This is a genomic window from Desulfoconvexum algidum (genome assembly GCF_055382125.1).
This window is the reverse complement of sequence record NZ_AP042394.1, coordinates 4,300,809-4,326,148: the sequence shown is the minus strand read 5'-3', so window position 1 is coordinate 4,326,148 and position 25,340 is coordinate 4,300,809. Positions and strand designations below refer to the sequence as shown.

Genomic DNA, 25,340 nt, shown 5'->3' with positions numbered 1-25,340 from the left:
GGAGCATAAAGGGGATAGATGTAAAAAAGATTAGAAAAATCAAGGATCCTATGGGCGAGAAAAAAGAGGCGCATGTCCGGTTGAACCCGGGGAAAAAAGTTATCGTCCTGGCGGGGATATTTTGTGTGATGGTTCTGGGTTTTGTCTGGACAGCTACTTTTATCATGGAAAGTCACTATGCCCAAACGAGGGTGTTAACCCTTGTCAATGAAAAAATTCCAGGCTTTCTTTCCCTTGAAGAACTGGAGATTGATATCCTTGCCGGGCAGGTGGATATTGCAGGACTCCAGGTTCAAGGACAGGACAAACGGCTCCTGGTCCGTGTGGAAAAATTGAGCCTTGATTTGGCATGGGCACGGCTGCTGAAAGGAGAACTCTGTTTGTCTTCGGTCCGAATAGCGTCTCCTGAATTTGATCTGAGTATGGTGGAAGATGGTTCCCTGGACCTTGTTTCTGCTTTTGTCCTTCCCGACCCTCCTGATTCTTCCGGGCCTGAAAAGGAGGCTGTTCCCTCTGGATTGCCTCTGAATATTCTAATCAATGAGTTCGTTTTCACCAGGGGAACTATAGCCTTTTCCCTACCGGATAATAAGGTGAATTTATTGGTGTCAGGTCTGGAGATCTCTATCCTAGATTTCAATCTTTTTAATGAATCAGCCCGGTTCAAGATGGGATTTGAGACAGGGAAACTCACAACCCAGGGAAGGCCCATTGTGGTTAATTCCTCCCGACTTGAGGCAAGCCTTGAGGAGGGTAGTTTGTCAGGTCTTGTTATCCAGACCGGCATGGACGGGGCTGATATGAAGATTCATGGCCGTGTCAAGGATGTTTTGAGTGCGCCTTTTCTGGATATTTCCATGGAGTCCCGGGTGGAACTTGCGAGGGCAGCACTGCTGACAGGCATGGAGGCATCGGCTTTAAAAGGGGTGGTTCGGCTGGACCTGTCCGTAAAGGGAGCCCCTGAACTGGACGAAATCTCCTATGACCTGAATGCTGTCCTAGATGATACGGATTTATCAGCCCTGGCAAAAGCTGGACTTCAAACCAAAGGCCGCCTGGCCTCCCGGATAAGGGTTAAGGGCAGGGGGATTGACCCAAAAAAAATAAAGGCAGACATTACCGCACAGGTAAGGGCCACAGGGCTTTGGGTCCAGGGAATGCCGGATTCTATGGATGCCGACTTCCATGCGGACATCGGGCTTGAAAGTTTCAAAGCAGGGATACGGTCCCTCACGTTAACCACCCCGGGGATTGTAATGACCGGCCAAGGCAGTGTGGATCTCCTTGCCAGGGAAATATCCGGCCATCTTGATCTTGAGGCGGCGGATATCGGTCAGCTGGACAGGCTTACCCGTGTGCAGGGGAGGGGAAATATCAACGTGTCTGCAGAGATTGGCGGTCCTTTTACCAGTCCAAGTGTTTCCCTGTCCGCCGTTGCAGGTGCCCTGGGAATAAATGATATTTTTTTGGGAAATTTAACCTTGAATGCCGGTCTTGATCGGACGGGGCGGATTTCTTTTGATACGTTTTTCCTGGAAAATCAGACATCTTCTCTCCATGGCCGGGGATGGGCAAATTTGTTTGGCCAGGCTGTTGGGGGTGGTTCCGGCAAATCCATTCAGTTTGATCTGGATTTGGAAAATTTGGATCCTGTTCATTTTATGGCATCTTCTCCTCTGGGGGGGGATTTTAATGGGAAAATTATGATAGGGGGCAGCCTTGGCAATCCCTCGGCCATAGCTGAGATTGGGGGGCAGGATCTTTCGTTTAACCAGAAAAGGGGGGGCAATGCCAGTGTCAAACTGGGGTTTGCCACTGGGGTGCTGGATGTAGAAACCTTTCAGCTGGCCCTTGGGAAATCTTTGATCGAAGGAGCTGGCCAGGCCCGGATTCTGGACAAAAACCTTGCCCTGATCGAGGATCCTCAGATTCAACTGGCCTTGTCCGGGGCTTCTATCTTTCTGGAAGATTTCTTGCCGGACATTACCGGCCGTCTTTCCCTTGACGGACAGGTCAACGGACGCCCTTCCAATTTGGCGGGGAATTTGAATGTTGAGGGCGCTTCCTTGGGGGTTGGTGGACAGAAGATTGATGGCTTCTCTTCAAAAATACGGATCCAGGGCCAGGCGCTTGAGATTGACCAAATGGAACTCCAGGTATCCCAGGGGTCTGTGATCCGGGCCAAAGGACAGGTGACACCCATGGACCAAACCTTTGATATCCTGGTGGATTCGAAAAATTTTGATCTGACCTGTCTGAATTTGTTTGAAAAAAATGGGGGGGATGGGGGGCTCTTGTCCCTGGACCTGTCTGCCCGGGGCGGTTTTAAAGAGCCCGTGGTTAAGGGCCATCTTGGTATTCAGAAACTTGTTCTTTTACAGAAAAAACAGGCGCCCATGGATGTTTGGGTTGAGCTGAAAAATAGGCGGGTGGGGATAAATGGAAATCTGGGGCCGGTGGTTGAGGGGGCATATCACCTGGATACCAAGGCGTTTACCGCAGCCCTTGATATGGAGGGGTTTAACCTGGCTCCCTATTTTATTCTTCTGGGGCAGCCCGGGCTTACTGGCGCCATCACCGGCAGTATCCGGGCAGAGGGGCAGGCAGATCAGCTGGCGAATACGAGGGCATCTGCGAAATTTTCCAAAATAGAAATTGCCTTTGAAGACAAGCCCTTTATCCGGCTGGCAGATGCAAAGTTGACCATTGATAAAGGCCTGCTTCACCTTCCTCCTGTTCAGATTGAGGTGCTGGAAAAAGGTCGCCTTAGGGTAAAAGGGGATGGGAATCTTAACGGGGATCTTGATTTTGAGGCCCAGGGAGAAGTCCCTCTGGAGGTTATCAATCCTTTGGTGGAAGAAATTGAATCTGCCACAGGTTTGATCCGGATGACAGCTTCCCTTAAGGGCAGTCTTGCCAGCCCCCTTGTCCATGGCGATTTTCAATTCAATGGATTGGGAATGGCGGTGGATGGGATTGAGCAAAATTTCAAGAATATAGATGGTCATATTCAGATCACCCCGGACAAAATTGAGATCCTGGAACTTAAGGGGGCTCTGGATGATGGTCGATTTGATCTTGGGGGCAGGGTAGGATTGGAAGATTGGGCTGCTAAAACCATTGACTTAAAGTTCAAAGCCCACCAGCTTAATTTGGAGATACCTGATTTAATGGATCTTAATCTTAACTGCGACCTGAACCTTGTCGGCACGGATCAGGCATCTGCATTGACCGGTGAGGTGATACTGGTTGAGGGCCGATACTACAAGGATGTTGAACTCAATCTCATTGACACAGCCACCCAGCGGACCCGAAAAGAGACCCTGGTCCAAGAAAAAAAACCGCCTGGCTTTTTAGAAACCATTGGCCTGAATGTTCGTATTCATCGAAGGGAACCGCTGTTGGTGGACAATAACTTGGCCTATCTTGAGATCAGTCCTGATTTAACGATCCAGGGAACGGCGGCAACCCCCCTGTTGGCCGGCCGTGCCCAGGTGGAGTCAGGCCGCATTACCTTTCAACGGGCTGAATTTGAGGTGAAAAAAGGGGTGGTTGATTTTGTGAATCCCTATAAAATTGAACCGACCATTGACATTGAGGGGGAAACAGAAATCCGGGATTGGACTATTACCCTGGCAGTTTCCGGAACGCCTGACAACCTGGCGTTTAATTTTTCTTCCAACCCGCCGGAACAGCATGGTGATATCCTTTCTTTGATTGCCTTTGGCAAGACCACAAGGGAGCTTCGGGCGGCTGACGGGGGAGGGCGGTTCTCGGCAGAAGAGATGCTCGGGGGGATGGTGGCTGATTCCCTGGGAAAAAGCGTGCAGGATGCCACTGGCCTGGATTATCTGGAGATCGATACCCAAAACAAAGATGAGGCAGGTTCCGGCGGGGTCAATGTGACGCTCGGGGCTGATTTGTCGCGACAAATCAGCGTCAAGTACGGAGTGGATGTCAGAAACGGGGAGACGGTTCAACGGGTGACAAGTTTTTATAAGCTGCTTGAAAATTTATTGATGAGCGGATATCAGGATACGGGCGGCAGTTTTGGTGGTGAACTTAAATATCGATTGGAATTCAGATGAACCATGGTTTGATAGGTAACCCCAGCCGGGTTGGTAATTTTAGACTGTTGTTGGCCTGTTGTCTCGTCCTTTTGTTTTGCCATCTTGCGCCGGGACTTGCTATGGCCGTCGAAGAAAATTCGGTAAACAATACCCCGGAAAATAAAATTGGCAGGATTGATATTCAAATCCTTGGAGTAAAAGGGGATACCCGTCGTTGGGAGTCCATTGCCAGGGACCTGATCCAGCTGAGCCCTTTGGATGTCTATGGGCCTGACCGGATGGCCCAGGCCATTGACCGTCTTGGGGCCTCAAGTATTTTTAAGTCCATCCATGTGCCGGATCCAACCATGACGGCCCAGGGTGTTGATATCCGGTTTGAGCTAGTTCCCTACGGGCGGATTAAAGATATTAAGGTTTATAATGCGTTTCCGTTGTTTGAACGGGAAGTGCTCAATGTCATGACCCTGTCTACTGGGGATGCTTTTTTAGCAGAAACCCTTGGGGAACAGTCAAAACGGGTGATCACCCTGTTTAAGAAACAGGGATTTATTGATCCTAGGATTACCCTGTCCGCCCAACAGGATGAGGCGGATGGAAATTATCTGCTGTCTGTTCACATTGATAAAGGGGACTTTCTTCGGGTGAACCAGGTAGCGATCAAAGGGAATGACCATTTTTCCTCGTCCCGGTTGAAGTTGCGGATAAAGGTCTGGAAATCCTCGGTTCTGTTTGGCAGTGCCAGGCGATTTGTCCAAAAGGAGTTGGACAAGGATGTCAAAAATATTATGGCATTTTACCGGAAAAAAGGGTTTGCCGATGTCCATGTTTTTGCTGAAACCACCCAACACCTTGCAGAAAAAAAGGTGGATGTGATTTTACATGTTGAAGAAGGCCCCCTATACAAGATTGTTTTTGATGGGAATGACGCTTTTTGGGATTATACCCTGAAACGCGAGATGACCTTGTCCAGGGACGGCAATAAAAATAACTTTGCGATTCGGAAAAGCGTCCGAAAACTGAAACAAAAATATATGCAAAAAGGATATCCAGATGTACGGATAACCACTGCAGTGAAAGCTTCAAAACCGTCACAGCCAACGATTAAAAAGGGTTCACTGAAACAGGTGACCCTTGCCATTGATGAAGGGAATCAATACCGTGTTTCCAAAATGGAGATCACAGGGAACCAATCCATCCCCAAAAAGGAAATTCTTAAAAGTGTTTTGACCCGGGAATCAGAGGGGTGGAATTCCGGGATTTATGTCGCTAAAATTCTTGATGAAGACATCAATGCCATTCGGTCGCTCTATCTCAAGGAGGGGTTTACCCAGACCCGGGTTGACCAGCAGGTCAAGGTTTTATCTGTTCCAGATTCGGCCGGAAAAAAACGCAAACAGGTGGAAATTTTGCTTGTCATTGATGAAGGGATTCAGACACGGGTAGATCAGGTCCAATTTAAGGGATTGTCCGTCCTGTCCCATGATGTTGCCCTATGGTTGATTTCTTTAACGCAAGGGCAGCCCTTTCGGGGCTATATGATCGAGAATGATGAAACCCGCCTGAGACAAAGAATTTCAGAATCGGGGTACCCCAAGAGTAAGGTGACCACAGCGATAGAATTCAGCCCTGACAGGTCCAGGGTCAATCTGACCTATACCATAGTGCAGGGAACTTATATGCGGGTCGGACAGATCTATTATGAGGGGAATTTCAGGACAAAAGAATCGATTCTTGCCGATGAAATGGAAGTCTCTCCCGGGGACCCAGTCTCCCTGGTAAAAATACTGGAAAGCCGTCGGAATATGATGGATGTCTATGCACTGGATTCGGTGCGGTTCAGGACCATCGGCCTGAAAAACGATGCCGAAGAGGTGGATATAATTGTGGAGGTTGAGGAAAAGAAACCCTATTTTTTTGAAATGGGAACAGGGTATGATACCCAGCGTCATTTTTATCTTAATTCAAAAGTGGGAGATCACAATTTCTGGGGTAAAAATCTTGATCTTCAAGTGGAAGGAGAGGTCAGCCAGATCGGATATAAGGGGGAAATATCTCTGTTGGAACCACGGTTTCTTTCCAGTCGTATCTTGTCCAGTACCCGTCTTTTTGGTGAAAAACAGGAAGAATTTAACAAGGATTTTGGAACCCGGTCCTATGGGGTATCCCAGAATTTTTCACGGCCATTTTTTTCCAAAAAAGTGATATTAAATCTGGGCCTAACCTATGAATTCCGGGAGCAATACCTGACCCAGGACAAAACCTTGACTGCTGAGGAAGCAGAACAATATGAATCACGCCATATTTTTGTGGCCAGCCCGGGGATTGTTTACAACACCACAGATTCCTATGTCAGACCGAAAAAGGGCATGCTTTCCTCGTTCCATGTTGATGTTTCAAGCGGGATTGACGATGACCTGGATGATTTTATCAAATACCGGCTGGATACTCGGTATTATTATACCCTGTTTGATCCCCTGGTTCTTGCCCTGAGGGGACGCTACCGGATTGTTCAGCCCTATGGAAGCAACACGAATGTGCCCGATGATCAATTGTTCTTTCTGGGGGGGACTTCAAGTGTTCGGGGCTTTGATGAAAATTTACTGCAATATGATACGGACGGCAATGCGGTCGGGGGGCAAGAGTCCATCCTTGGAACCCTTGAAGCCCGGTATGATTTGGGATTGAATTTTGAATTTTCTGCCTTTTACGACATCGGGGCCGTCCGGAAGACCCAAGGCGAATCTGAATCCGAGTTGTTCCGTGATGCCATCGGAATTGGATTCAGATATATGACCCCCATCGGTCCCATTGGGTTTTTGTATGGCTGGAAACTGGACCCCATGCCAGGTGAATCTGCCGGCAGTTTCCATTTTTCCATGGGGTATACCTTTTAAAATAAAAATGGGTTGACATTAATTTTTTTCCACGCTAAATTTTTTATAAATTTATTTATACAATGGCGTGTAATTAAATTAACCAAACAGACAAAGGCGTCTATTCCGGCAGGATCTTCCGGGAAGGCGCTTTCTTGCGTTTCAGGGGGGGGGGTAAAAAATATATTGGAGCTAAGGACGATAATATAAAAGGAGAAAAAACCCATGGAAATGAGATTTTCAAAGTCAAATGATGCGCTTGGAACAAAAAATCGCGGAAATGCCTGTGAATCAAGTTTGTGTACCTTGTGCCGGGCAGATTGCAAGGGGAAATGTGAAACCTGGCTGTCCAGCATGGTGGGTCGAAAACTGTTGTATCCTCGAAGCTTTGGTCTTGTTACGGCCGGGGCCAATAATACCAGCCATGTAGGGGTCTCCTACAACTCCCTGAGAATCCAGGGATATGCCTATGGTGCCCAGGGTCTGGCCGGAGAGTTGACCTCCAGTGCCGACGACTGCATCTTTCCCAATGTCAGCCTTGAAACCGAATTTGGAAAACGCCGGAAGACAAAAATTCGCATGCCCTTGATGACCGGGGCCCTGGGGTCGACCTTTATTGCGGAAAAATATTGGAATTCCTTTGCCATTGGCGGTGCCCTCATTGGAATTCCCGTTGTGATCGGGGAAAATGTGGTGGGCGTGGATAGAAATTCCGAGATCAGCAATGGTGAAACCAAACAGGGAAAAATCAAAAGTGCACCGGAACTGGATCGCAGGATTGAGACCTATTTGCGATATTTTGATGGGTATGGGGCCATCATTGTCCAGCTCAATGTTGAAGATACACGGAACGGGGTGGCGGAATATGTGGTGGATAAATACGGGGACAAGTGCATCATAGAACTTAAATGGGGGCAGGGTGCTAAAAATATCGGCGGGGAAATCCAGGTGAGAAGCCTGGAGTATGCCCAGTTCCTGAAAGATCGCGGATATGTGGTGGATCCGGACCCCTCTTTGCCCGAAGTTCAGCAGGGGTTTGAACAGGGCGCTATTAAATCTTTTGCCCGGCACAGCCGTCTGGGCGGGACAAATCTGCCCACCGTTGCCCATGTCCAGGAAGATTTCATGAACAGTGTGGAATATCTTCGGGGGCTTGGTTTTGAGAGAATTACCTTGAAAACCGGTTCCTATGGCATGGAAGAACTGGCCATGGCCATTAAATTTGCCACGGATGCAGATCTGGATCTTCTGACCATTGACGGTTCCGGTGGCGGTACCGGCATGAGTCCCTGGAACATGATGCAAAGCTGGGGGGTTCCCTCTATCAACCTCCATGCCAAGGCCCATGAATATGCCAGCATTCTCTCTGCCAAGGGAAAACAAGTGGTGGATATGTCCTTTGCCGGTGGATTTGCCCTGGAAGATCATGTTTTCAAAGGTCTTGCTCTGGGGGCTCCCTATACCAAACTTATCTGCATGGGTCGGGGCATAATGATTCCGGGATTTCTAGGGGCCAATATTGAAGGGGCCATTTATCCAGAAAGAAGGGCAGAAGTGAACGGCAACTGGAACGAACTGCCCAAGACTGTTCTGGAAGTGGGGAAAACAGCAGACGAAATTTTTGCCGGCTACCATGCCCTTGCAGACAAGATCGGTAAGGATGAGATGAAAAAAATTCCCTATGGCGCCATTGGATTTTACACCCTTGCAGATAAACTCGGGTGCGGACTGCAGCAGCTCATGGCAGGGGCCAGAAAGTTTTCCCTCAATCAGATTACCCGACATGAAATTTTTTCCGGCAACCGGGAAACTGCCCAGGAAACAGGCATCCCCCATGTGACAGATGTGAACAATGAGAGCGCTAAAAAAATACTCAATTCCTGATACCTTTGCTGTCTGAGGTGACACAAGGCCCTGTGCCCCGGTACAGGGCCTTGTGTTTTTTTTGGTAGTGTGTTGACATTTCTCCAGGCATCGTTAAATTTTAGGTATGGCGTCTATTGGCGTTTGGGATTATTTAACAAAACCTAGGGATAGAGGAGACGATACCATGACAGAGAATTCAGAAAAAAAAGAGTATTGTGATGCAGAAGATCAAAAAAATATTGTAGAAAAAATGAGTGACTGCGATAAAGCATCCACTTCTGACAAAGAGCTTACTGAATGTTACACCAAGATTATTAAAGATGATGAGGGGTGTATGTCTTCCTAAACCAACAGATATCGGCCACTGCCTGGAATATGCACCTTTAGAACGGCCCGGCCATGGAAGAGTGGGGTAAAGAGCCCATTGGTAATTTTCAATGTGTTGACTTGGATTTCACTCCGATGTATTCTATTTCCCATAACCTGATATTTATGGCAGAGGGGAAATGATGTCCGAGGATAGAAAAGCATGGGAAAAAAAGCAGCGCGAAAACCGAATCCTTGATAAGGCCCAGGACATATTCTTTAAAAATGGATATGAGTTTGCCACCATCATTGAGATCGCAAAGGCCGCAGGGTATAACAAACGGTCCATCTATCTTTATTTTAAAGACAAGGAAGACATTTTTTTGGCCGTTGTATTAAGGGGGCTTATTCGGTTACATCAAATGTTGGACAAGGCTTCCCAAGACCAGCGCATCCATGACCTTGGGCGAGCATTCTTTGATTTTTCCCTGGATCATCCAGACTATTTAAAGCTGATCATGGTCTATGAGGCAAATACCTGTGTGTATGATCCCGGGAGTTTAAAGAATTCAGCACCGGGATCCCATAAGTATCTTTGCCAGCAGGAAACCGATGCCATTGCCGATTTGATCACCCGGCTTATTGCAACGGGAATTGAACAAAAAAGGATCAAAACTTCCCTTAAACCCGCACAATTGATGCTGCTGCTTTGGGGCCAGGTCTTTGGCGTCATGCAGATTATTCTCATGCGCCAGGTCCGTTTTCAGGAGACTTACGGGATCAGTTATGAAGACCTTTTTGCCGCCTTCATGGAAATGACGGCCCTGGCATTGTCAGGTGTCAGCCCATCGTAGATGCTCCCCGGCGTCTATCGTTCGTTTTTAAATCTCAAAAACAGCCGGGCTATTTTTTCAACAACCCCATTTTGTTTGTTGTCTGATTCGGAGAAATCCACCACCTTTCCTGCCGGGCCATACATATCGCGCATCATGTTTAATACGTTTTTTTTGACCATTCCCCTGAAGGGGACCTTTGATACCATTCCATAGGTGGCAGCCCCTCCCTGGCGGGAGAGCCTGGGGTTGGCCCCCACGTATTCAAGGGATTCTTTCAGATCACCTAGGTATTGGGCCATTACCTCCTGGTGCAAAGGGGTGACCATGGCATGGAGGCATTCAGGCTTTTGCTGGCGATCAATATGCCACCCACGTTTTTCCATCTGATCTCCAACCGCATAGATGCCTATTTTTTTTGATGTGGAACGATAGGCAACGAGGCTCATATCGGGTTTTCCTACGATTTCAAGCCCATCAATTGATTCAATGCCCTGTATCAGCTGTCGGGTGGTGTCCATGATTTTTTTGGCATTTTCCAGGTATCCGTTTTTGCCCATTGCCTGCATGGCAGCCCAGGCAGCCGCAATATTGCCCCCGGGTCTTGTGCCCAAAAGGCCGGGGGAGGCAAAAATACCTCCTGGCCACTCGGTGAACACAAACATCTGGTTCTCTAAAATATCCATGTTGCGGTACAAAATAGTGGATGCCCCCTTGGCACTATACCCGTATTTATGGGTGTCCGCCGATATGGAAGTGACGCCTTTCACCCTGAAATCAAATTTGGGTATGGGATATCCAAGTTGTTCGACAAAGGGGAGGAGGTATCCGCCCACACAGGCATCCACATGGAGGGGGATCTTTCGTTCAAGGGAAATGGCCCCCAATTCTTCAATGGGGTCCACCACCCCGTGGGGATACCCCGGGGCAGAGCCCAACATCATAACGGTGCGCCGGGTAATCGCTTTCCTGGCCTTGTTTACATCCATGCGATATCCCTTGTCCAGGGGCACATGAACTGCTTTGACATTGAAATATTGGGCCCCTTTCTCCCAGGCCACATGGGCGGATTCAGGAAGGATCATCTCAGGTTTTTTGATGCCTTTTTTCCGGGCCATGTCCCGATAGGTTTTAACGGCTAAAAGACAGCTTTCAGTTCCCCCGGAGGTCATGATCCCGACCACGTCCTGATCGCCGTTCAGAAGATCTGCCGTCATGCGAACCACTTCGGTTTCAAAGCGTTTCAGGCTTTGAAATGCCATGGGATTGAGTCCGTTGGCAGAGCTATACATCTGGCTGGCATCGTTTAAAAACTGTGTATACCTTTCTCCCAGGTAATAGACAAGGCTCCAGGTTTTTCCATTTTTATAATCCGGGTCGTTATCTCCAAAGGCCTTCATGGCTTCCAGAACCGCTTGTTTACTGCGTCCTTTTTCAGGAAGTACGATTTTTGTATTTGTCATATTTTAATGTCCTTATTGTTTATGCACAGGCCTGATTTTAAAATGGTGAGCCTTTTTATATTTAAATTCAATTGCAGTATTAAATGAAAGATTTAACAATATAGGCAATGGATATGCCCAGATAATTGCCAATGGCATATCCAATGATTCCCGTTGTCAGACCTGACAAAATAACCATTCGGTTCCCCAGGGCAGCGGCCACCACCGGTACAAAGGGGGGAGAACAGATGGCCGAGGCTGAGGTGATAATAAAGGTATCGGTATCGATTTTAAATATTTTACAAAAGATGCCGTGTAGTGTCAGGGAGCCAAATACCGAAAATCCAACATATGAGAGAAGGGGATAGTTTAAATTGCTTAACTGGGAAAAGCTGGCCATGGAGCTGACAACCAGGCAGAAAATCATGATGATATACATGCCCAGCTGGAATGTCTTTTCAATATTCCGGATTGCTGGAATAAAGGAACACCCGATACCCAGGGAGGTGATCGAAAGAATCGTTATGGAGGTGGCATATTCTTTGGGAAAGAACTGACTGATTCCCAGGGCGGCTCCCACGATGATGCCGGAAAGAACCAGGGCGGTGGAAAGTTTCATGAGGGATTTAATCTTTAAAATTCCATTGTATGAATCGATTCCTTCGGAATGCAGGAGATCTGATTCCCCAGCCCTTGTCCTCTTTGGGGGTTCAAACCGGGGGAGAAATCGATTACAGACACGCTGGGCAATGGTAACAAAAAAAATAATACAAACGAGGGTGATCACGATGTCATAGGTGTGAAATGTGATATAAACAGTTGGGTCCACATCAAGCGCAGTCTTTATGGCGGCCAGGTTGGGGGTGCCTCCGGTATATACGGCCACGGCCATTCCCACCAGTTTCCAGCTTTCCTCTATCAGATCGTTTATGAAAAGAAAGCCAAGGCAGGAGACAATGATGATGGAAAGGGTGGCAAGGGCCATGGACAATATGGTTTTTCCTGCCAGATGGACCCACTGCCTTAGATCAAGGGAAAAAAGGAGAAGGGGAAGGGAAAGGGCCACACAGACTTCACACAGGGTTTGCTGGGAGCCAAGGATATCCGGGGGCAGGATATTGATATTTCCCAGGACAAGTCCCACCGCATAACAGATAATGATCATGCCTATTTTATTTAAAATCGGGTAGGTGGTGCACAGATAAATAATGATAATAGGGAACAGAACATAGAACCCATTGGTTAAGGTCACCATCATACAACCCCCTTGGAAAATAAATTAGTTGCCGTAAAAATTATTTCACTATAGTGAATTTAAATTCTATGGAGATAAATGTCAATGGATATTTACAACCGAAAATTTTAAAAAATATAGATCAAATGCCTGGGAACGGGAATTTTTCTATTTTTTTTGCCGATGGTTTCCTGCCGCATACACCCCCACCAGTCGTGCGATCAGCACCGTCAGATAGATCTGTCCGATAAAGGCTTCGGAAATGGCCATGGTTTTGGCTTGGTTAGAGATTGGTACCACATCTCCATATCCCAGGGTGGTGAGGGTCACAAAGCTAAAATATTTTAATACCGAAGGGTCAACTGTGATCAGGTCATTGGATATGGAAAAGGACCCCGGCAAGAGTATTTCCAATACCAAAAAAGAATTTGCAAAAAACAGGGCCACGAACAGGTAGGCCACAATGGATGCAGAGATGATATCCCGTGTAATGACGGGGGAGTGAAAAACAAGCCAGATAATAATGAAGACCATAAAAAAATTGAACACAGCCTGGAGCACCGCGCCGGCCAGAAATATTTCAGAAGAGCTGTCCGGCAATTTGAGCCAGAGAAGGACAAAACACGGCAGCACCAGAAGGATAACAGCAATACGGCTCTTTTTTTCCCGGGACAGGGTAAGGATGGCAGACAGCATGACAGCAGAAAATGTGATGTTCAAAAAGATTTCTTGATTTATGATCGTTTCAAAAAAAGGGGTCGCAATGACGTAGACCAGAAGTAATCCTAACAAAATGGTGAATTTTTCTTTGAAAATTTTATTGATCACGTTTTAGTTCCTGCTTTAAAGTTGTTGTATGGATGGAATATTTCGTTTATACCATAATTCAATATTCCAAGCAGAATGGGTAAGTCAAGGGTTGATTTCATCTGCGGTCCTTATGGGTATCAGTCCCTGAAAATATCAGAAAAAATAATGGATTGGCAGGACCATGACCCAGCACCGGTTGATGGAATTGACACTGGACAGATTCAGCTTCTTTTTGGGGATGATTGTCAATGGATTAGAAAAAACCATCCTTCCATTTAGTCTTTAAAAAGTATAGATTTTGGTGACATGAATTTTTAACAATTGTCAAGGAAATAGCCATGGTGGTCGGGACTGGCAAAATCAAATTTAAACTCTATGGTATCAGTTCATTGAAGGAAAAACGCAGTATTGTTAAATCCATTATCAACCGGATTAAAAAAAAATTTAATGTCTCCATTGCGGAAATCGATTATAATGACAGTCATTTGTGGGCCCAAATCGGATTTTCAATCATCGGCAACGATTCAAGGGTTGTGAATTCAAAACTGGACAAGGTGCTCAATATGGCAGATGATTTGGGGCTTGCACAGATTGCGGACACGCAAATTGAGATCATTCATCTATGAGGTTTTTTTCGGTTTTAAGTAAATTTCCCGAGGGCTATTGAAAACAGATTATTTTTTAAGGCCGGCAATCCAGAACCAGACCAAGGCCGCAAGCTGGCAGCATAGAATGGTAAGAAATCCTGCCCTGTATCCGGCCGGGTCATAATTGCCAGAGGCTGTGACTTCCCAGCAATTGATGATGGCGCCAATGGCCCATTGAACACAAAATGCTGCCACAAAAACCATCATGTTAATACTGGTGGTGACCCGGCCGGAAAGGTTTTTGGGAAATCCCAGGGTTAAGGCGGTATAAGACAGGATGCCCGAGGTTCCGAAAAAACCAAAAAGAACAAGAAGCATTGGTGACGGCAGGGGGACGGCAAAGGTTATCATGGCCTGGATTCCTATGAAAATGGCCATGCCGGTGACGGCTGTTGTGAGCACCGAAATCCCTCTTTGGGCCAGCTTTTCCGCTAAAAATCCAAGGGAGATAAATCCCGTGATCATGGCCAGGGCGGACCAGGATAAAATGGTGGCGACCCGGGCCTGGGGGACATTTGCCACATCCCTTAACCAGGGACCGGCCCACAGCCCCTGGAGGGCGATATAGCCTGATTGGGACAGGGTGGTCAACGGGGCGATGCGCCAGAAGGCCGGGCTTTTAAATATCTGGAACACGCCTGTGATCTGGGAGGTGATTTCTTCCTGTTCGGTCTTTTTTTCATGTTCCGGGACCATTAGAAAGACGGCCAGGGCACTGGCAAAGGAGAACAGGGCCAGGGCCCAGAAAAGTCCCCGCCAGTCCGTAAAGTGTAATGTCCACGCCACAGGTGTGGTGGCGGCAAGGGCACCCACTCCGCCAGCCGCCATCTGGAACCCGTTGATCCGGGACAAGATATTCGCCGGAAACCAGATCACATAGGATTTAAAGGCTGCCATGAGACAGGCGGAGACCCCGAATCCGATTAGGGCCCGACCGATAATCACCCCGGTCAGGGTGTGGGATACCGCAAAAATAATGGCCCCTGCCCCGGCAAACAAGAGGAGAAACGATTCTACCCTTCTGGGACCAAATCGATCCAAAAGTACTCCCAGGGGCAGTTGGGAAGATGCAAAGGCAATAAAATAGGTAGCGGTTAAAAGCCCCAGTTCAGAAGGGTCAAGGTTAAGGTCTGTAACAAGATCCGGGGCAATGACGGCATTGACCACCCGAAAGATATATGAGAGAAAATACCCAAAAGCAAAAGGGATAAATATCCTGAGGGTTGGACCGGCTTGGCCGGCACCGGGCCGTGGAGGGGAGAATATTTTCATATCAGGTCGTTCCGTTTAAAGGTAAACCGGGTGGATCCAATGGGTGCATACCGATGTATGGTTCATACCATAGATCAATTCAAACAAGAAATGAAATTATTGGCAGCTTTTTACAGGATGATCGCATCTAAAGCCAGGGTTGAAAACAAAAGAACCCGAATAGTGGTGAAACAATATTCAATATTGGACACCATAGAAAAATTAAATTTGTTAGGACTTGCAAACAGTTTAATTCACGTTATAGTCTTCTCTTGGATGGCACCCTAAAAATTACTTCTTGAAAAACTTTATGATACCGTTTGAATTGTTGAACATTTGAAGAATCAAGATTCAGACAAGTATTCATAACTTTTGGTTTGAACGAAATCTAAAAGATATCCATTAGATTGGATGATTGTTTTTAGTCTTCAATCTACCTTAACGGCATTTTGATTAATTTTATGATGTCTATTTCCCATATATTTTAATTATCCATACTTCTGTTTATCATGATAATCTGAGTGTTATCCTGCTATAAAATAGTTTTTTTTTAAAAGAATGATATTGTCACTCCCATTCTTTTTTGATAGCTGTTGAATGTTATCCGGTTTGTTATTTTTGTATATTCAACAGAAAAAGATCGGTGAACTTATTGTTAATGATGGTTTTGCTGCATTAGAGTATTTTTATAGATTTAAAAGGTAAAATTAAGGAGTCAACTATGAATCATGCAAAAAAAATAAGCCTATCTGATCGGCTAATATTAAAAAACGGTACCCAGATTAAGAACAGAATTTTTAAATCGGCAATGAGTGAACAGTTAGGAGATAAGGCTCACAACCCGACTCAAGGACTGGCCCGGTTGTATGCGATATGGGCGGATGGAGGAACAGGCCTTTCAATGACCGGTAATGTCATGATTGATCGATCCGCCCTTGGTGAACCCAAAAATGTTGTACTGGATAATCGAAGTGATAAATCTTTGTTTCAGATGTGGACAGACGCCGGAAAAAAGAGGGATACGGAATTGTGGGTACAGCTCAATCATCCGGGTAAGCAAACCCCTTCTTTTTTGACGAAAACACCGGTAGCACCGTCTGCGATCCCACTGGGAAAGGGATTAGACAAGGTATTCAATCTACCTAGAGAATTAACTGAAGACGACATTTGGAAGATTATTAAAAAATTTGGAGAAAGCGCTGGGCTGGCAAAGGCAGTTGGCTTTTCAGGTGTACAAATCCATGGTGCGCACGGGTATCTGGTCAGTCAGTTTTTATCCCCGCATCATAACCGGCGAGCAGATCGATGGGGCGGTACACTTGAGAATAGATCTCGGTTTGTATTGGAAGTCTACCGTGAAATGAGAGAGGCGGTTGGTGAAGATTTTCCATTGGGAATAAAGATGAATTCTGCTGATTTTATGAAAAGTGGGTTTACTACTGAAGATTCCGTAGAGGTGGCAAAGACACTGGAAGAAGAAGGCATTGACCTGATAGAGATTTCAGGTGGGACCTATGAAAGTCCCAGCATGACAGGATACAAGATGAAAGCCTCAACTATAAAACGGGAAGCATATTTTTTAGAATATGCAAAGCAATTGAAAAAACAAATTGAAGTTCCAATTGTTGTTACAGGAGGATTTCGTTCAGGAACAGCTATACAGGATGCCTTGGATAGTGGGGTTACAGATATGATTGGGCTTGCAAGACCCCTGGCAATTGAGCCTGATTTCCCGAACAAGCTTCTAAATGACTTAGAAACCCGATCTAATCTTAAAAATCCGACTACCGGGTTTGCTTTTATTGACAAGATGACCATGCTGTCGATCACATGGTATGAATATCAACTGGCAAAACTTGCGACTGGCAAAAAGGTGAATCCAAGTCAGAATGCATGGAGTGCAGTTTTTCAAACATTAGCAAGATTAGGAGTCCATGGTTTCTTGCAGCGCCGTGCATAATAAATCATGTGTCCTTAATGGTCATTCCCGAAAGCCGTCTTCTCAAATAGTATGGAATATCCCCATAAAAGATCTGAGCAACAATTAATACCAACTGGCATAAAAAAAATCAAAAAAAGATTGTGAAAGCACAAGAAATGAGGCCAAACCCAGCTTCATAAACCATGCTTCCAAATTAAAGTGAATATAAAAAACTTATATTTGCTGATTTTAGAAAATTGTTTAAGGGTTTAAGCTGCTTTAAAGTGAGTCTCCAATAAATGTTATTTTGGTGTATTCAATCACAATAAATTATATTTTCACTAAAGTTGAAAATTATTTTATTTTCTTGCACCTCATTCCTTTTTTTTTATTTTCCACTGAAAAGTATTTAAAAAAGCATTAAAATATAAATTTGCCCTGACATTGGCCTTTTGAGTTAATATCGGTGCGAGATAGGAGCGTTGGGGGCAGTTCTTGAAATATCATTTTCTTATAATTCAAGCCTGAATCCCGCTTTTCAATAGTCCATAAGTCAAGCCTGACCCCGGCCAGATAACTTCTGTCATAAAACATAAAAGCCCCGTATCCAAATAGATATAGGGCTTTTATGTTTGGAACATGGACTTAATTTTTCTGGTTTAAATCAAAAATCACGTATGAGAATGAAAGAAAGATCATGGGTTTTGGCAATGGTTGCTTCATTGCCGGTATAGAAATTTATGCATTCGACACCAGTAACCCTTCCACCTAACTTGACCGGAGTTCCTAAGTAGCCTTTGAAATATTTACCAGATGCATAATTTCCGCCATCGGGTTTATCTCCATGCCCTTGCCAAATTTTACCACTTTCTGTTGAACTCCACAGAGTGTGGTATTTATCACTCAGTTTTAATGATTTTGCCAAGAAACTCTTTTGCTTGTATACCAAGCGAAGTTCTCCTAATGAAGGCACGTACCAATTGCCCCAGTCCATGGGGTAGTATCTTATTATCGCTGTTGGCTCCCCAATATCCAAAACATTACTAACTGGGTTTTCCGTGCGAATTTTATACGTATTTATTTTACCGTCACCAATTGCACTGCCCCAGTTATTTAATGTTTTGAAGTCTTTATGCGTTATTTCTTTCTTCTGTGGCTCATACCACCTAAACGCTGCCCATGTATTATGGGTAAAGAACTTTCCGGCAATTAAGCCATGTTGACCGTTATCTTGTACGTAAAAAACCGTGCCACCAAGGTACTCTTCGCCAATAAAATGCTTTTTAAGTTCAACAGTGTAGTTTGGGTAAACCCCTGCGATGTTAATCCCTTCTCCTGCGGTGATAGTCACTTTATCTTTAGCGTTGATGGTGAAAACCGGCTTTTTCCCGGTAAAGGACATCCCGTCGCCTGCTTTCAAGGTGTTTTCACCCACATTAATTTGAAATATGGGCATGGTGTTGGGATTCATCTGCGCCGCTTTACTGTTGGTTTTTGTTTTGCTACGGGTTCTCCTGACTTTGGTATTAAGCAACCGGTTATGGCTTCTGTTTTTTTTGATTTTTTTAGTTCCAGCCGAAACCCCATTAATCGAAATCTCGATAAATGAGTCTTGGCTTCCCCAGGGTAAATTATCATATGAACCCGCTACCGGAGTTCCATTGCCAATTTCAATTTTAAATATGCCCACCGCATTTGTGGTAGGCCTGTGGGTTTCAACATAACTTGAGATAGAGTTTGGGGTTTCAAAGTGTAAGGCTGCCTGAACATTAATTTTTTGATTATTTATTGGTTGTCCCGTTGCATCTCTTGCAGTTGTTTCCCAATTTATGAAGTCAGAGTTTTGTGCGTTGACGCTACTTGCTACTGCAAGAAGAAAAACAATCGTCAGTACAATGTGAATGATAAATGGTGATTTTTTGCCTGGTTGTCTCATCATGTTTCCCCCTTTGAGAGTCTGGAAACGGTTAAGGAATCGCCCCTGTGGCGACCTTGTTGGGTAGCCTGTCCGTTTGCGGTGATTAGCTCATGTCGTGGATAGTGGTCTGTATTCCGGTGGCTGTCAAGAAAATTGTCGCCTTCGCCAGCACATTAGCCAAACAATGACTTTGAGTGGATGTGGTTTGCGCTGATTCTTCATCCTTACCTAACAAGCACCTCGTTAAACTTTATTTTCTATCAACATTAATAAAAGCCATTCTTCCGCATTAAATGATATATATACATCACATTTTGGCAGATTCTTGGAAACTGTTTTCCAGGCTTGAACCAGAATCAACTTGGTCTCCAATAAAGTTGATTTTCATACGTCAGCACTTTATCAAAAAAATAATGTTGCCTGCTCAATATTTTTCTGATAGCTGTTAAAAGCTATTCGAGTAATTATTTTTGTAAGATACATAGGAAAAAACTGTTAAATTCATTGTTAACAATCCGAATTCACACAAAGGAAAATCGATATGGCTGCAACAAAAAAAGAAACGGTTCTGGACTTCCTTAACAATGCCTATGACGAATATAATATTGATTCTCGTGAAAACTCACTAACATTATCATACGACTTTATCATTGATACAGGGACCGCCAGAATATTTATAAAAATCGGGAGGAAACGTTGGGACGGGTCTAATAACAGTTCCATCGTGGATTTTTTAAAATCGAAAGAACAACAGATTCGTGAAGCTCTTTTGATCAATCAAAACGCAATTCTTCCAATGAAATAGCCTGTATAGAATCCAATGAATTTTAATAGTAACTATTTATCTTTATATTGCTAACAGTAGGCATCCTTTTAGCTTTTGAGAACAAATAGATTTTAACAAAACCCTTCTCATACTTTAAAAAACCAGTACACAAAAAACACCCTCTCAGATTACACTTACCAATATAACAAATCTATTGTTGCAGATTTCAGAAAAATAATTTTTCAAAATTTGAACTGCTGTGAAGTGAATCTCCAATATTCCGATGGATAAGAAGATCAAACAAATACTGAACATCGTGGCGGTTGTTGTTGCCGCATTATGGTTGGGCAACTTGTTTGGCGTATTTGATTTTGTTCAAGGATTTCACATTGGCAGATGATCTGATGCGGCGGAACAAATAAAGAATTGAAAATATCTGACAGCTCATGAACGCTTTTTAACACAAAATCTTTCGGCTATCATGGCGGAGTAAATGAGCAAACCTGAATTTTATGAAACAATTCAGCATTAACGGGTAAACCTACAGTTTTTATGATATCATGCGGCTGGAAGAAAAGGGGTTCGGGAAAATTAGGCTAACAGGCAAGGTGCTTTATGTCTGAGGTATTAGAGAAAAAATCATTGCCGCACGACGATCAGGAATTAATCAGATTATAATATTTAAGGGACTTATAAGTGAACTCCATGAGCCCTCTTGGCCGAGGGGAAATCACCCACTGTTGTAACAGGGAATCAGAGTATCGTTTAAAAACTTAATAATATGGAGATAGTTTCAATGGATTTAATGTACATTTTATTAATTCTTGCAGGTATTATCGGTTTGGTACTGTTCTATTTTATTCTTTCATATTTAGCCCTGTGGCTTCAGGCATTGGTTTCTGGTGCAAAGGTTGGATTAATCAATATTATTTTCATGCGATTCAGGAAAGTTCCACCGAAGCTGATTGTTGAATCTAAAATCATGGCAGTCAAGGCTGGGATAGAAATTCCAACCGACAGCCTTGAAGCCCACTACCTTGCCGGTGGTAATGTCAGCCGGGCTGTCCAGTCACTCATAGCAGCCGACAAAGCCAATATTGAACTGACCTTTAACCGGGCTGTTGCAATTGATTTGGCAGGCAGGGATGTATTAGAGGCGGTTCAGATGTCTGTTAACCCGAAAGTTATTGAAACCCTCCTGGTGACAGCCATGGCAAAGGACGGCATTCAATTGACAGCTCTCGCAAGAGTCACGGTCCGGGCCAATATCGACCGTCTGGTAGGGGGTGCCGGGGAAGAAACAATTCTGGCAAGAGTGGGAGAAGGCATTGTAAGCACCATCGGTTCGGCCAACACCCACAAAGAAGTACTTGCAGATCCGGGCTCAATATCAAAAACTGTTCTTTCAAAAGGTCTGGATGCAGGAACCGCTTATGAAATTTTATCCATTGATATTGCAGATATGGACGTGGGCAAAAATATTGGAGCTGTATTGGCAACCGACCGGGCAGAGGCTGACAAGAAGATTGCCCAGGCAAAAGCCGAAGAAAAACGTGCCATGGCTTTTGCCCAGGAACAGGAGATGAAAGCCCGAGTCCAGGAAATGCGTGCCAAGGTTGTCGAAGCAGAAGCACAGGTACCCCTGGCAATGGCTGAAGCTTTCAAAAGCGGTAATTTAGGAGTTATTGATTATTGATCCTACTACAAAAAAATAGATACAAAATTAAGTCTATTCTTGGGAAAATATTTAGAAAAAATGGCTATCTTCTGGATAGTCAAAAAGCCCTGATCGCCCAAGCCAATAATTGGCACAAACGGTCAGGGCTTTTTGCGTTGTTATTCCACCGACAAAAGCATTGGCCATTTTTGAGAAAAAGACATTAACAACCTCCGTGGCTTCTTATTTGGTTAATTGGGATTTGTCTTTAAGTTTTTGAATTTTTGGCAGACTCCTAAAATAGAGAACGAATTCGGCACTGATCAAAATTATTCAAATGTTTTCTATTTCCTTTATATTTTAAAGTTTCCATATGCAGAAAACTTGAATTGCCAAAAATGAAATCGGATAGATTCTACCTGATACTTGATGTCCTGGTACCCGTATTTCCGGGACTTAAAGAAAATTCAGAGATTGGGAATTGTTAGTATTAAGCTATATAACAGCACTTGGCGTTTTATTTTACAAATTTTTAATTCTCATGTAGTGTAACTCGTTTGTATCAAGAGGCCAACTCTTTAAAAATAAATACTAAAAATTTGGGGCCTAATTATAATGACAAAAGAAATTTACGATTATGAAGTCAGGTGTAAGGCCTGTTATAAAAAATTCACAACTCAACTATTAGAAAGCCATGAGAAAAATTTATGGCTTGTGGACAAAAAAGACTGGTATTGCGAAACATGCAAAATTGAGTATTTCGAAAAACAGGCATCCAAATTGGCAAAATCTCATGCCAAAATAGGCTTTCCTACACTCATTGGGACCCCAAAAAGAGTTTCCTGGGCAGAAAAAATCAGGGCTGACCTGATCAACAAAGTAAATTTTTTGAAAAAAAGTCTTGTATTTAATGATGATGATAAAGAAAAAGAAACATCAGACCTGGCATTTGATTTGTTTTTACAGGAGTGGCAGGAAAAAACAGATGCCAAATGGTGGATAGATAATAGAAAAATAACTGTTCGGGATATCTCCGATAGAATTCAAAAATTAGCAGGTTCTCTCGATTAAATAAAGAATTGGAGACTATCCTCCAGCCTTTACAGTTTTATACCCAAGCGTATTTACGCTTTGTTTTAAAGTGGTTTCCCGTGAATGGATGGCAATGGCCCATCAGTGAATTTATCGGGCTTATTTGGAAAGAATTTGTTGTAATTCCCATGCCTCTCTGATAGCAATTTGGTATTGACTGGTAGATCAATTGAACGCCTTTTCCTGAATATTCATATTCAACAATAAGTATCCAATTGTTGAGTATTCAGAATCCAGAATTATTAAGGATACCAAAATTATACGTCACAAAAAATTGCCGACAACAAGCCTTGGATATTTTTTATTTGATTAAATATCTGGACTACACGTTATAGTTCTCTCCTGAGTGGCACTCGAAAAATTACTTCTTGAAAATCTTAATGATACCGTTTGAATTATTGAACATTCGAAAAATCAAAATTTATGCAAGTTATAGTAGATAAAAAGACAACACACCCTAATTACAAAAAGGAAATCAGGGTGTGTTGTCTTTACCTGGAATACTTATTTTTCATCCACTGGGTATTTGGCCCGGAACCATTCTCGCCATCCGCCCTTTAGGGCATGAACATCCGTGTACCCCTCAGTCATGAGTTTTCGTGCCAGACTGGCACTGGTGGCTTCATTCGGTCAGGCGCAGTATAAGACCAGTTTTTGGTTTTTGGGGTATTTATCTTTCCAAGCCAAGAACTGCCCAGGATCTGCTCGATGGGCATCCTTGATTTTAAATTCAGAAGATCCCCAGTCCCTTCCCGTGCGGGCATCCAGAATGGTGAGTTCCCCCTTATCCATCCAGTTCTTCAGGGTCTCCTTGGTGATGACAGATACAGAAGCCCCCCCTGAATACGAAGAGAAAACCAGAATGGCAGCAAATGGAATAAGCAAAAATATAAATTTTTTCATAATGAACTCCTTGGTTTAATTGTCATGATTGGATTCACCTTCTTGTCTTGATGATTTCCATGTGAGTATTAATCCTGGGAGAAGACCTGCTCCCAGGGGCAAACTAAAATATATGAGTTGTAAAGACCGATCTTCTCCGAACAGGAGAAGAAAACAAACACCGGTCAGGGTAATTACGGATGTCGTGAGGTTTGGCAAGGAAACTTGCCGGGTTAAAAACCCCAGAGAAATCAACCCGTAGGAAAACAGCCAGGCAAGAAAGATTGCCCGTATCCAGATTTCCAGTTTGTCACTGCCTGCCATTCCTTTGGTTATCATCAGCCCAATGACCAAGGCCAGGAATATGGGTACCACCCCTTGTTTCTTGATCCATTGGGGAAGCAGCCCATGGCCAGCCATCTCACCGGTATTGACCCGGCAGGCCAGAAATAATCCGTTGACAGCCCCCAGGGTCCCAAAGATAATAATCCCCCCCATTATCCAACGGCCTATATGCCCAAGCAGATACTGGGCAGTTTTTAAATGGGGAAGACTGGTTGAGGCCAATTTTACCAAGGGAACATGTTGGATGGAAACCATTGCCCAGAGCAGGAATAAAACCCCTGTACCACAAATGGTCCATACCAGGGGACCCGTCATTTTTATTTTATCTGCCCGGCCTCCGTTTTGATCCAGGGCAAAGGCACCCAGGTCAAATCCCACCCACAAGACCAGGGCAAGAAAAAGAATGGACCTATCTGGAATCAGTAGCCAAGGAGAAACGACCTGTGTTCCCTGGGTGAAGATGCCTGTCAAAATTAATATCAAAAGCCCTGCCACGGTCAGGGCAACAAAAAATACCTGGGCCTTAAAGCCGATTGATAGGCCCGTCAAATGTATCCCCAGGAGTATACTAAGGAGTAAAAATGCGAATCCAAAATTGGGAAACCAATGTAAAAAGACTTCATTAAAGGCAAACCCGGATGAGACCAGAATTCCAGTGGACAGAAAAATGGCGGCAAACCCCCTTATTGTCCATGGCAGATAGACCGCAAGCTGCCCTAAACGTGACATAAGAAAATCGGTTTCTCCAACTTTTTGGTTCAGGATTTGGTAATTTGCAGCATGGATGAAGAAAACAACCATGGACCCCAGTATCAGGCCCATCCCTGTCCAGCCAGTTTTACCCACAAGATTTCCCAGCAGAGCCAGGGTATCAGGAGAGAGCATGATGCCCATGGCCCAGGCAATGGGAATTGCTTTGGTAAAGAATGTGTTGGCGTTTGTTCCCATGATTTTTCCTTTTGTTATGGGAAAATCTCTTGTCTGTTATCTTTTTTGTTATTTCCCTTTCTTAGTCGCAAAGAAAAGACAGATACCTGTATTTGGGAACCCAAACGATATGATATACATCTCTCTTAGTCTGGCTTTTTAATCAGATCGGCTCTGAACAATGAACTTTAATGTATATCACAACGTGGTACAAATCAAGGTGAAAAAAACTGGCGGGGCTGACTTCCAATATCTTTGCGGGGTACTCACGTATTAGTATCCCAGTCTTGAGTATTCAGCGGTCGGAATTGTCATGGATACCAAAAGAACACATCACTGGAAATCTGGATTATAATTGATGCCAATCATGCAAGAATTGTTAACTCTACTCAATCAATTTTATCTCCAATGAAGACGGATTTCATATATTCAATTTAAGTAATAAGTTGATTTTTTATTTGTTTGCAGGCCATTTAAATTGGTGGTTTAAAATCATCGAT

Annotated in this window: 18 protein-coding genes; 11 read left to right on the top strand and 7 right to left on the bottom strand. The window is 44.3% G+C overall.

Annotated elements, in window-relative coordinates; translation table 11 throughout:
* Nucleotides 1–50 precede the first annotated feature (50 nt).
* From ACZ45G_RS19595 to ACZ45G_RS19575, 5 genes are all read left to right on the top strand, one after another.
* A complete protein-coding gene (locus ACZ45G_RS19595) occupies nt 51–4,088 on the top strand; it encodes a translocation/assembly module TamB domain-containing protein (protein WP_464172187.1) in 4,038 nt (1,345 codons plus the stop codon).
* A complete protein-coding gene (bamA, locus tag ACZ45G_RS19590; protein WP_464172186.1) occupies nt 4,085–6,964 on the top strand; it encodes an outer membrane protein assembly factor BamA in 2,880 nt (959 codons plus the stop codon). Before ACZ45G_RS19595 ends, bamA begins: the two co-directional genes overlap by 4 nt.
* A gap of 204 nt (nt 6,965–7,168) precedes the next feature.
* Nucleotides 7,169–8,827, top strand: a complete 1,659-nt coding sequence (locus ACZ45G_RS19585; protein WP_464172185.1) for a glutamate synthase-related protein — start codon at nt 7,169–7,171, stop codon at nt 8,825–8,827.
* Nucleotides 8,828–8,993: 166 nt separating this feature from the next.
* On the top strand, nt 8,994–9,155 hold the full coding sequence (locus ACZ45G_RS19580) for a hypothetical protein (RefSeq protein WP_464172184.1): 162 nt from the start codon (nt 8,994–8,996) through the stop codon (nt 9,153–9,155).
* 160 nt (nt 9,156–9,315) lie between these two features.
* Nucleotides 9,316–9,969 (top strand): TetR/AcrR family transcriptional regulator, encoded by a 654-nt coding sequence (locus ACZ45G_RS19575; protein WP_464172183.1) that lies wholly within the window; start codon nt 9,316–9,318, stop codon nt 9,967–9,969.
* 14 nt (nt 9,970–9,983) lie between these two features.
* Here the strand turns inward: ACZ45G_RS19575 and ACZ45G_RS19570 are convergent, their stop codons facing one another.
* The 3 genes from ACZ45G_RS19570 to ACZ45G_RS19560 form a co-directional block, all read right to left on the bottom strand.
* Entirely contained in the window at nt 9,984–11,411 is a 1,428-nt protein-coding gene (locus ACZ45G_RS19570) for a pyridoxal phosphate-dependent decarboxylase family protein (protein ID WP_464172182.1), read from the bottom strand.
* A 79-nt stretch (nt 11,412–11,490) separates the two neighbouring features.
* Complete coding sequence (locus ACZ45G_RS19565) at nt 11,491–12,648, bottom strand: DUF819 family protein (protein WP_464172181.1); 1,158 nt, start codon at nt 12,646–12,648, stop codon at nt 11,491–11,493.
* A gap of 144 nt (nt 12,649–12,792) precedes the next feature.
* Nucleotides 12,793–13,452 carry an ion channel gene (locus ACZ45G_RS19560; RefSeq protein WP_464172180.1) on the bottom strand — a complete coding sequence of 220 codons (660 nt, stop codon included), beginning with the start codon at nt 13,450–13,452 and terminating at the stop codon, nt 12,793–12,795.
* A 320-nt stretch (nt 13,453–13,772) separates the two neighbouring features.
* Between ACZ45G_RS19560 and ACZ45G_RS19555 the strand changes: the two genes are divergently transcribed.
* On the top strand, nt 13,773–14,060 hold the full coding sequence (locus ACZ45G_RS19555) for a DUF503 domain-containing protein (RefSeq protein WP_464172179.1): 288 nt from the start codon (nt 13,773–13,775) through the stop codon (nt 14,058–14,060).
* A 48-nt stretch (nt 14,061–14,108) separates the two neighbouring features.
* Here ACZ45G_RS19555 and ACZ45G_RS19550 read toward each other — a convergent pair whose 3' ends face one another.
* Nucleotides 14,109–15,353: an MFS transporter gene (locus ACZ45G_RS19550; RefSeq protein ID WP_464172178.1), complete on the bottom strand. Its 1,245-nt coding sequence runs from the start codon at nt 15,351–15,353 to the stop codon at nt 14,109–14,111.
* 700 nt (nt 15,354–16,053) lie between these two features.
* Between ACZ45G_RS19550 and ACZ45G_RS19545 the strand changes: the two genes are divergently transcribed.
* Nucleotides 16,054–17,292 (top strand): NADH:flavin oxidoreductase/NADH oxidase family protein, encoded by a 1,239-nt coding sequence (locus ACZ45G_RS19545; RefSeq protein WP_464172177.1) that lies wholly within the window; start codon nt 16,054–16,056, stop codon nt 17,290–17,292.
* Between the two features lie 625 nt (nt 17,293–17,917).
* Here the strand turns inward: ACZ45G_RS19545 and ACZ45G_RS19540 are convergent.
* Nucleotides 17,918–19,192 carry a hypothetical protein gene (locus tag ACZ45G_RS19540; protein WP_464172176.1) on the bottom strand — a complete coding sequence of 425 codons (1,275 nt, stop codon included), beginning with the start codon at nt 19,190–19,192 and terminating at the stop codon, nt 17,918–17,920.
* 520 nt (nt 19,193–19,712) lie between these two features.
* Between ACZ45G_RS19540 and ACZ45G_RS19535 the strand changes: the two genes are divergently transcribed.
* From ACZ45G_RS19535 to ACZ45G_RS19520, 4 genes are all read left to right on the top strand, one after another.
* Nucleotides 19,713–19,976, top strand: coding sequence for a hypothetical protein (locus ACZ45G_RS19535; protein WP_464172175.1), 264 nt, complete (start codon nt 19,713–19,715; stop codon nt 19,974–19,976).
* A gap of 244 nt (nt 19,977–20,220) precedes the next feature.
* Nucleotides 20,221–20,337, top strand: coding sequence for a Thivi_2564 family membrane protein (locus ACZ45G_RS19530; protein ID WP_464172174.1), 117 nt, complete (start codon nt 20,221–20,223; stop codon nt 20,335–20,337).
* A gap of 396 nt (nt 20,338–20,733) precedes the next feature.
* Nucleotides 20,734–21,633: a flotillin-like protein FloA gene (floA, locus tag ACZ45G_RS19525; protein WP_464172173.1), complete on the top strand. Its 900-nt coding sequence runs from the start codon at nt 20,734–20,736 to the stop codon at nt 21,631–21,633.
* Between the two features lie 576 nt (nt 21,634–22,209).
* Nucleotides 22,210–22,665 (top strand): hypothetical protein, encoded by a 456-nt coding sequence (locus ACZ45G_RS19520; protein WP_464172172.1) that lies wholly within the window; start codon nt 22,210–22,212, stop codon nt 22,663–22,665.
* Nucleotides 22,666–23,190: 525 nt separating this feature from the next.
* Here the strand turns inward: ACZ45G_RS19520 and ACZ45G_RS19515 are convergent.
* Nucleotides 23,191–23,589 (bottom strand): rhodanese-related (seleno)protein, encoded by a 399-nt coding sequence (locus ACZ45G_RS19515; protein WP_464172171.1) that lies wholly within the window; start codon nt 23,587–23,589, stop codon nt 23,191–23,193.
* A 15-nt stretch (nt 23,590–23,604) separates the two neighbouring features.
* Complete coding sequence (locus tag ACZ45G_RS19510) at nt 23,605–24,861, bottom strand: APC family permease (protein WP_464172170.1); 1,257 nt, start codon at nt 24,859–24,861, stop codon at nt 23,605–23,607.
* Between the last annotated feature and the right edge of the window lie 479 nt (nt 24,862–25,340).

Excerpts from the sequence above, each read along its gene's own strand:
- ACZ45G_RS19530 (WP_464172174.1), top strand. The coding sequence starts at position 20,221 with ATGGATAAGAAGATCAAACAAATACTGAACATCGTGGCGGTTGTTGTT.
- ACZ45G_RS19595 (WP_464172187.1), top strand. The coding sequence starts at position 51 with ATGGGCGAGAAAAAAGAGGCGCATGTCCGGTTGAACCCGGGGAAAAAA.
- ACZ45G_RS19545 (WP_464172177.1), top strand. The coding sequence starts at position 16,054 with ATGAATCATGCAAAAAAAATAAGCCTATCTGATCGGCTAATATTAAAA.
- ACZ45G_RS19585 (WP_464172185.1), top strand. The coding sequence starts at position 7,169 with ATGGAAATGAGATTTTCAAAGTCAAATGATGCGCTTGGAACAAAAAAT.
- floA (WP_464172173.1), top strand. The coding sequence starts at position 20,734 with ATGGATTTAATGTACATTTTATTAATTCTTGCAGGTATTATCGGTTTG.
- ACZ45G_RS19580 (WP_464172184.1), top strand. The coding sequence starts at position 8,994 with ATGACAGAGAATTCAGAAAAAAAAGAGTATTGTGATGCAGAAGATCAA.
- ACZ45G_RS19550 (WP_464172178.1), bottom strand. The coding sequence starts at position 15,353 with ATGAAAATATTCTCCCCTCCACGGCCCGGTGCCGGCCAAGCCGGTCCA.
- ACZ45G_RS19555 (WP_464172179.1), top strand. The coding sequence starts at position 13,773 with ATGGTGGTCGGGACTGGCAAAATCAAATTTAAACTCTATGGTATCAGT.
- ACZ45G_RS19510 (WP_464172170.1), bottom strand. The coding sequence starts at position 24,861 with ATGGGAACAAACGCCAACACATTCTTTACCAAAGCAATTCCCATTGCC.
- ACZ45G_RS19575 (WP_464172183.1), top strand. The coding sequence starts at position 9,316 with ATGATGTCCGAGGATAGAAAAGCATGGGAAAAAAAGCAGCGCGAAAAC.
- ACZ45G_RS19535 (WP_464172175.1), top strand. The coding sequence starts at position 19,713 with ATGGCTGCAACAAAAAAAGAAACGGTTCTGGACTTCCTTAACAATGCC.
- ACZ45G_RS19540 (WP_464172176.1), bottom strand. The coding sequence starts at position 19,192 with ATGATGAGACAACCAGGCAAAAAATCACCATTTATCATTCACATTGTA.
- ACZ45G_RS19520 (WP_464172172.1), top strand. The coding sequence starts at position 22,210 with ATGACAAAAGAAATTTACGATTATGAAGTCAGGTGTAAGGCCTGTTAT.
- bamA (WP_464172186.1), top strand. The coding sequence starts at position 4,085 with ATGAACCATGGTTTGATAGGTAACCCCAGCCGGGTTGGTAATTTTAGA.
- ACZ45G_RS19570 (WP_464172182.1), bottom strand. The coding sequence starts at position 11,411 with ATGACAAATACAAAAATCGTACTTCCTGAAAAAGGACGCAGTAAACAA.
- ACZ45G_RS19565 (WP_464172181.1), bottom strand. The coding sequence starts at position 12,648 with ATGATGGTGACCTTAACCAATGGGTTCTATGTTCTGTTCCCTATTATC.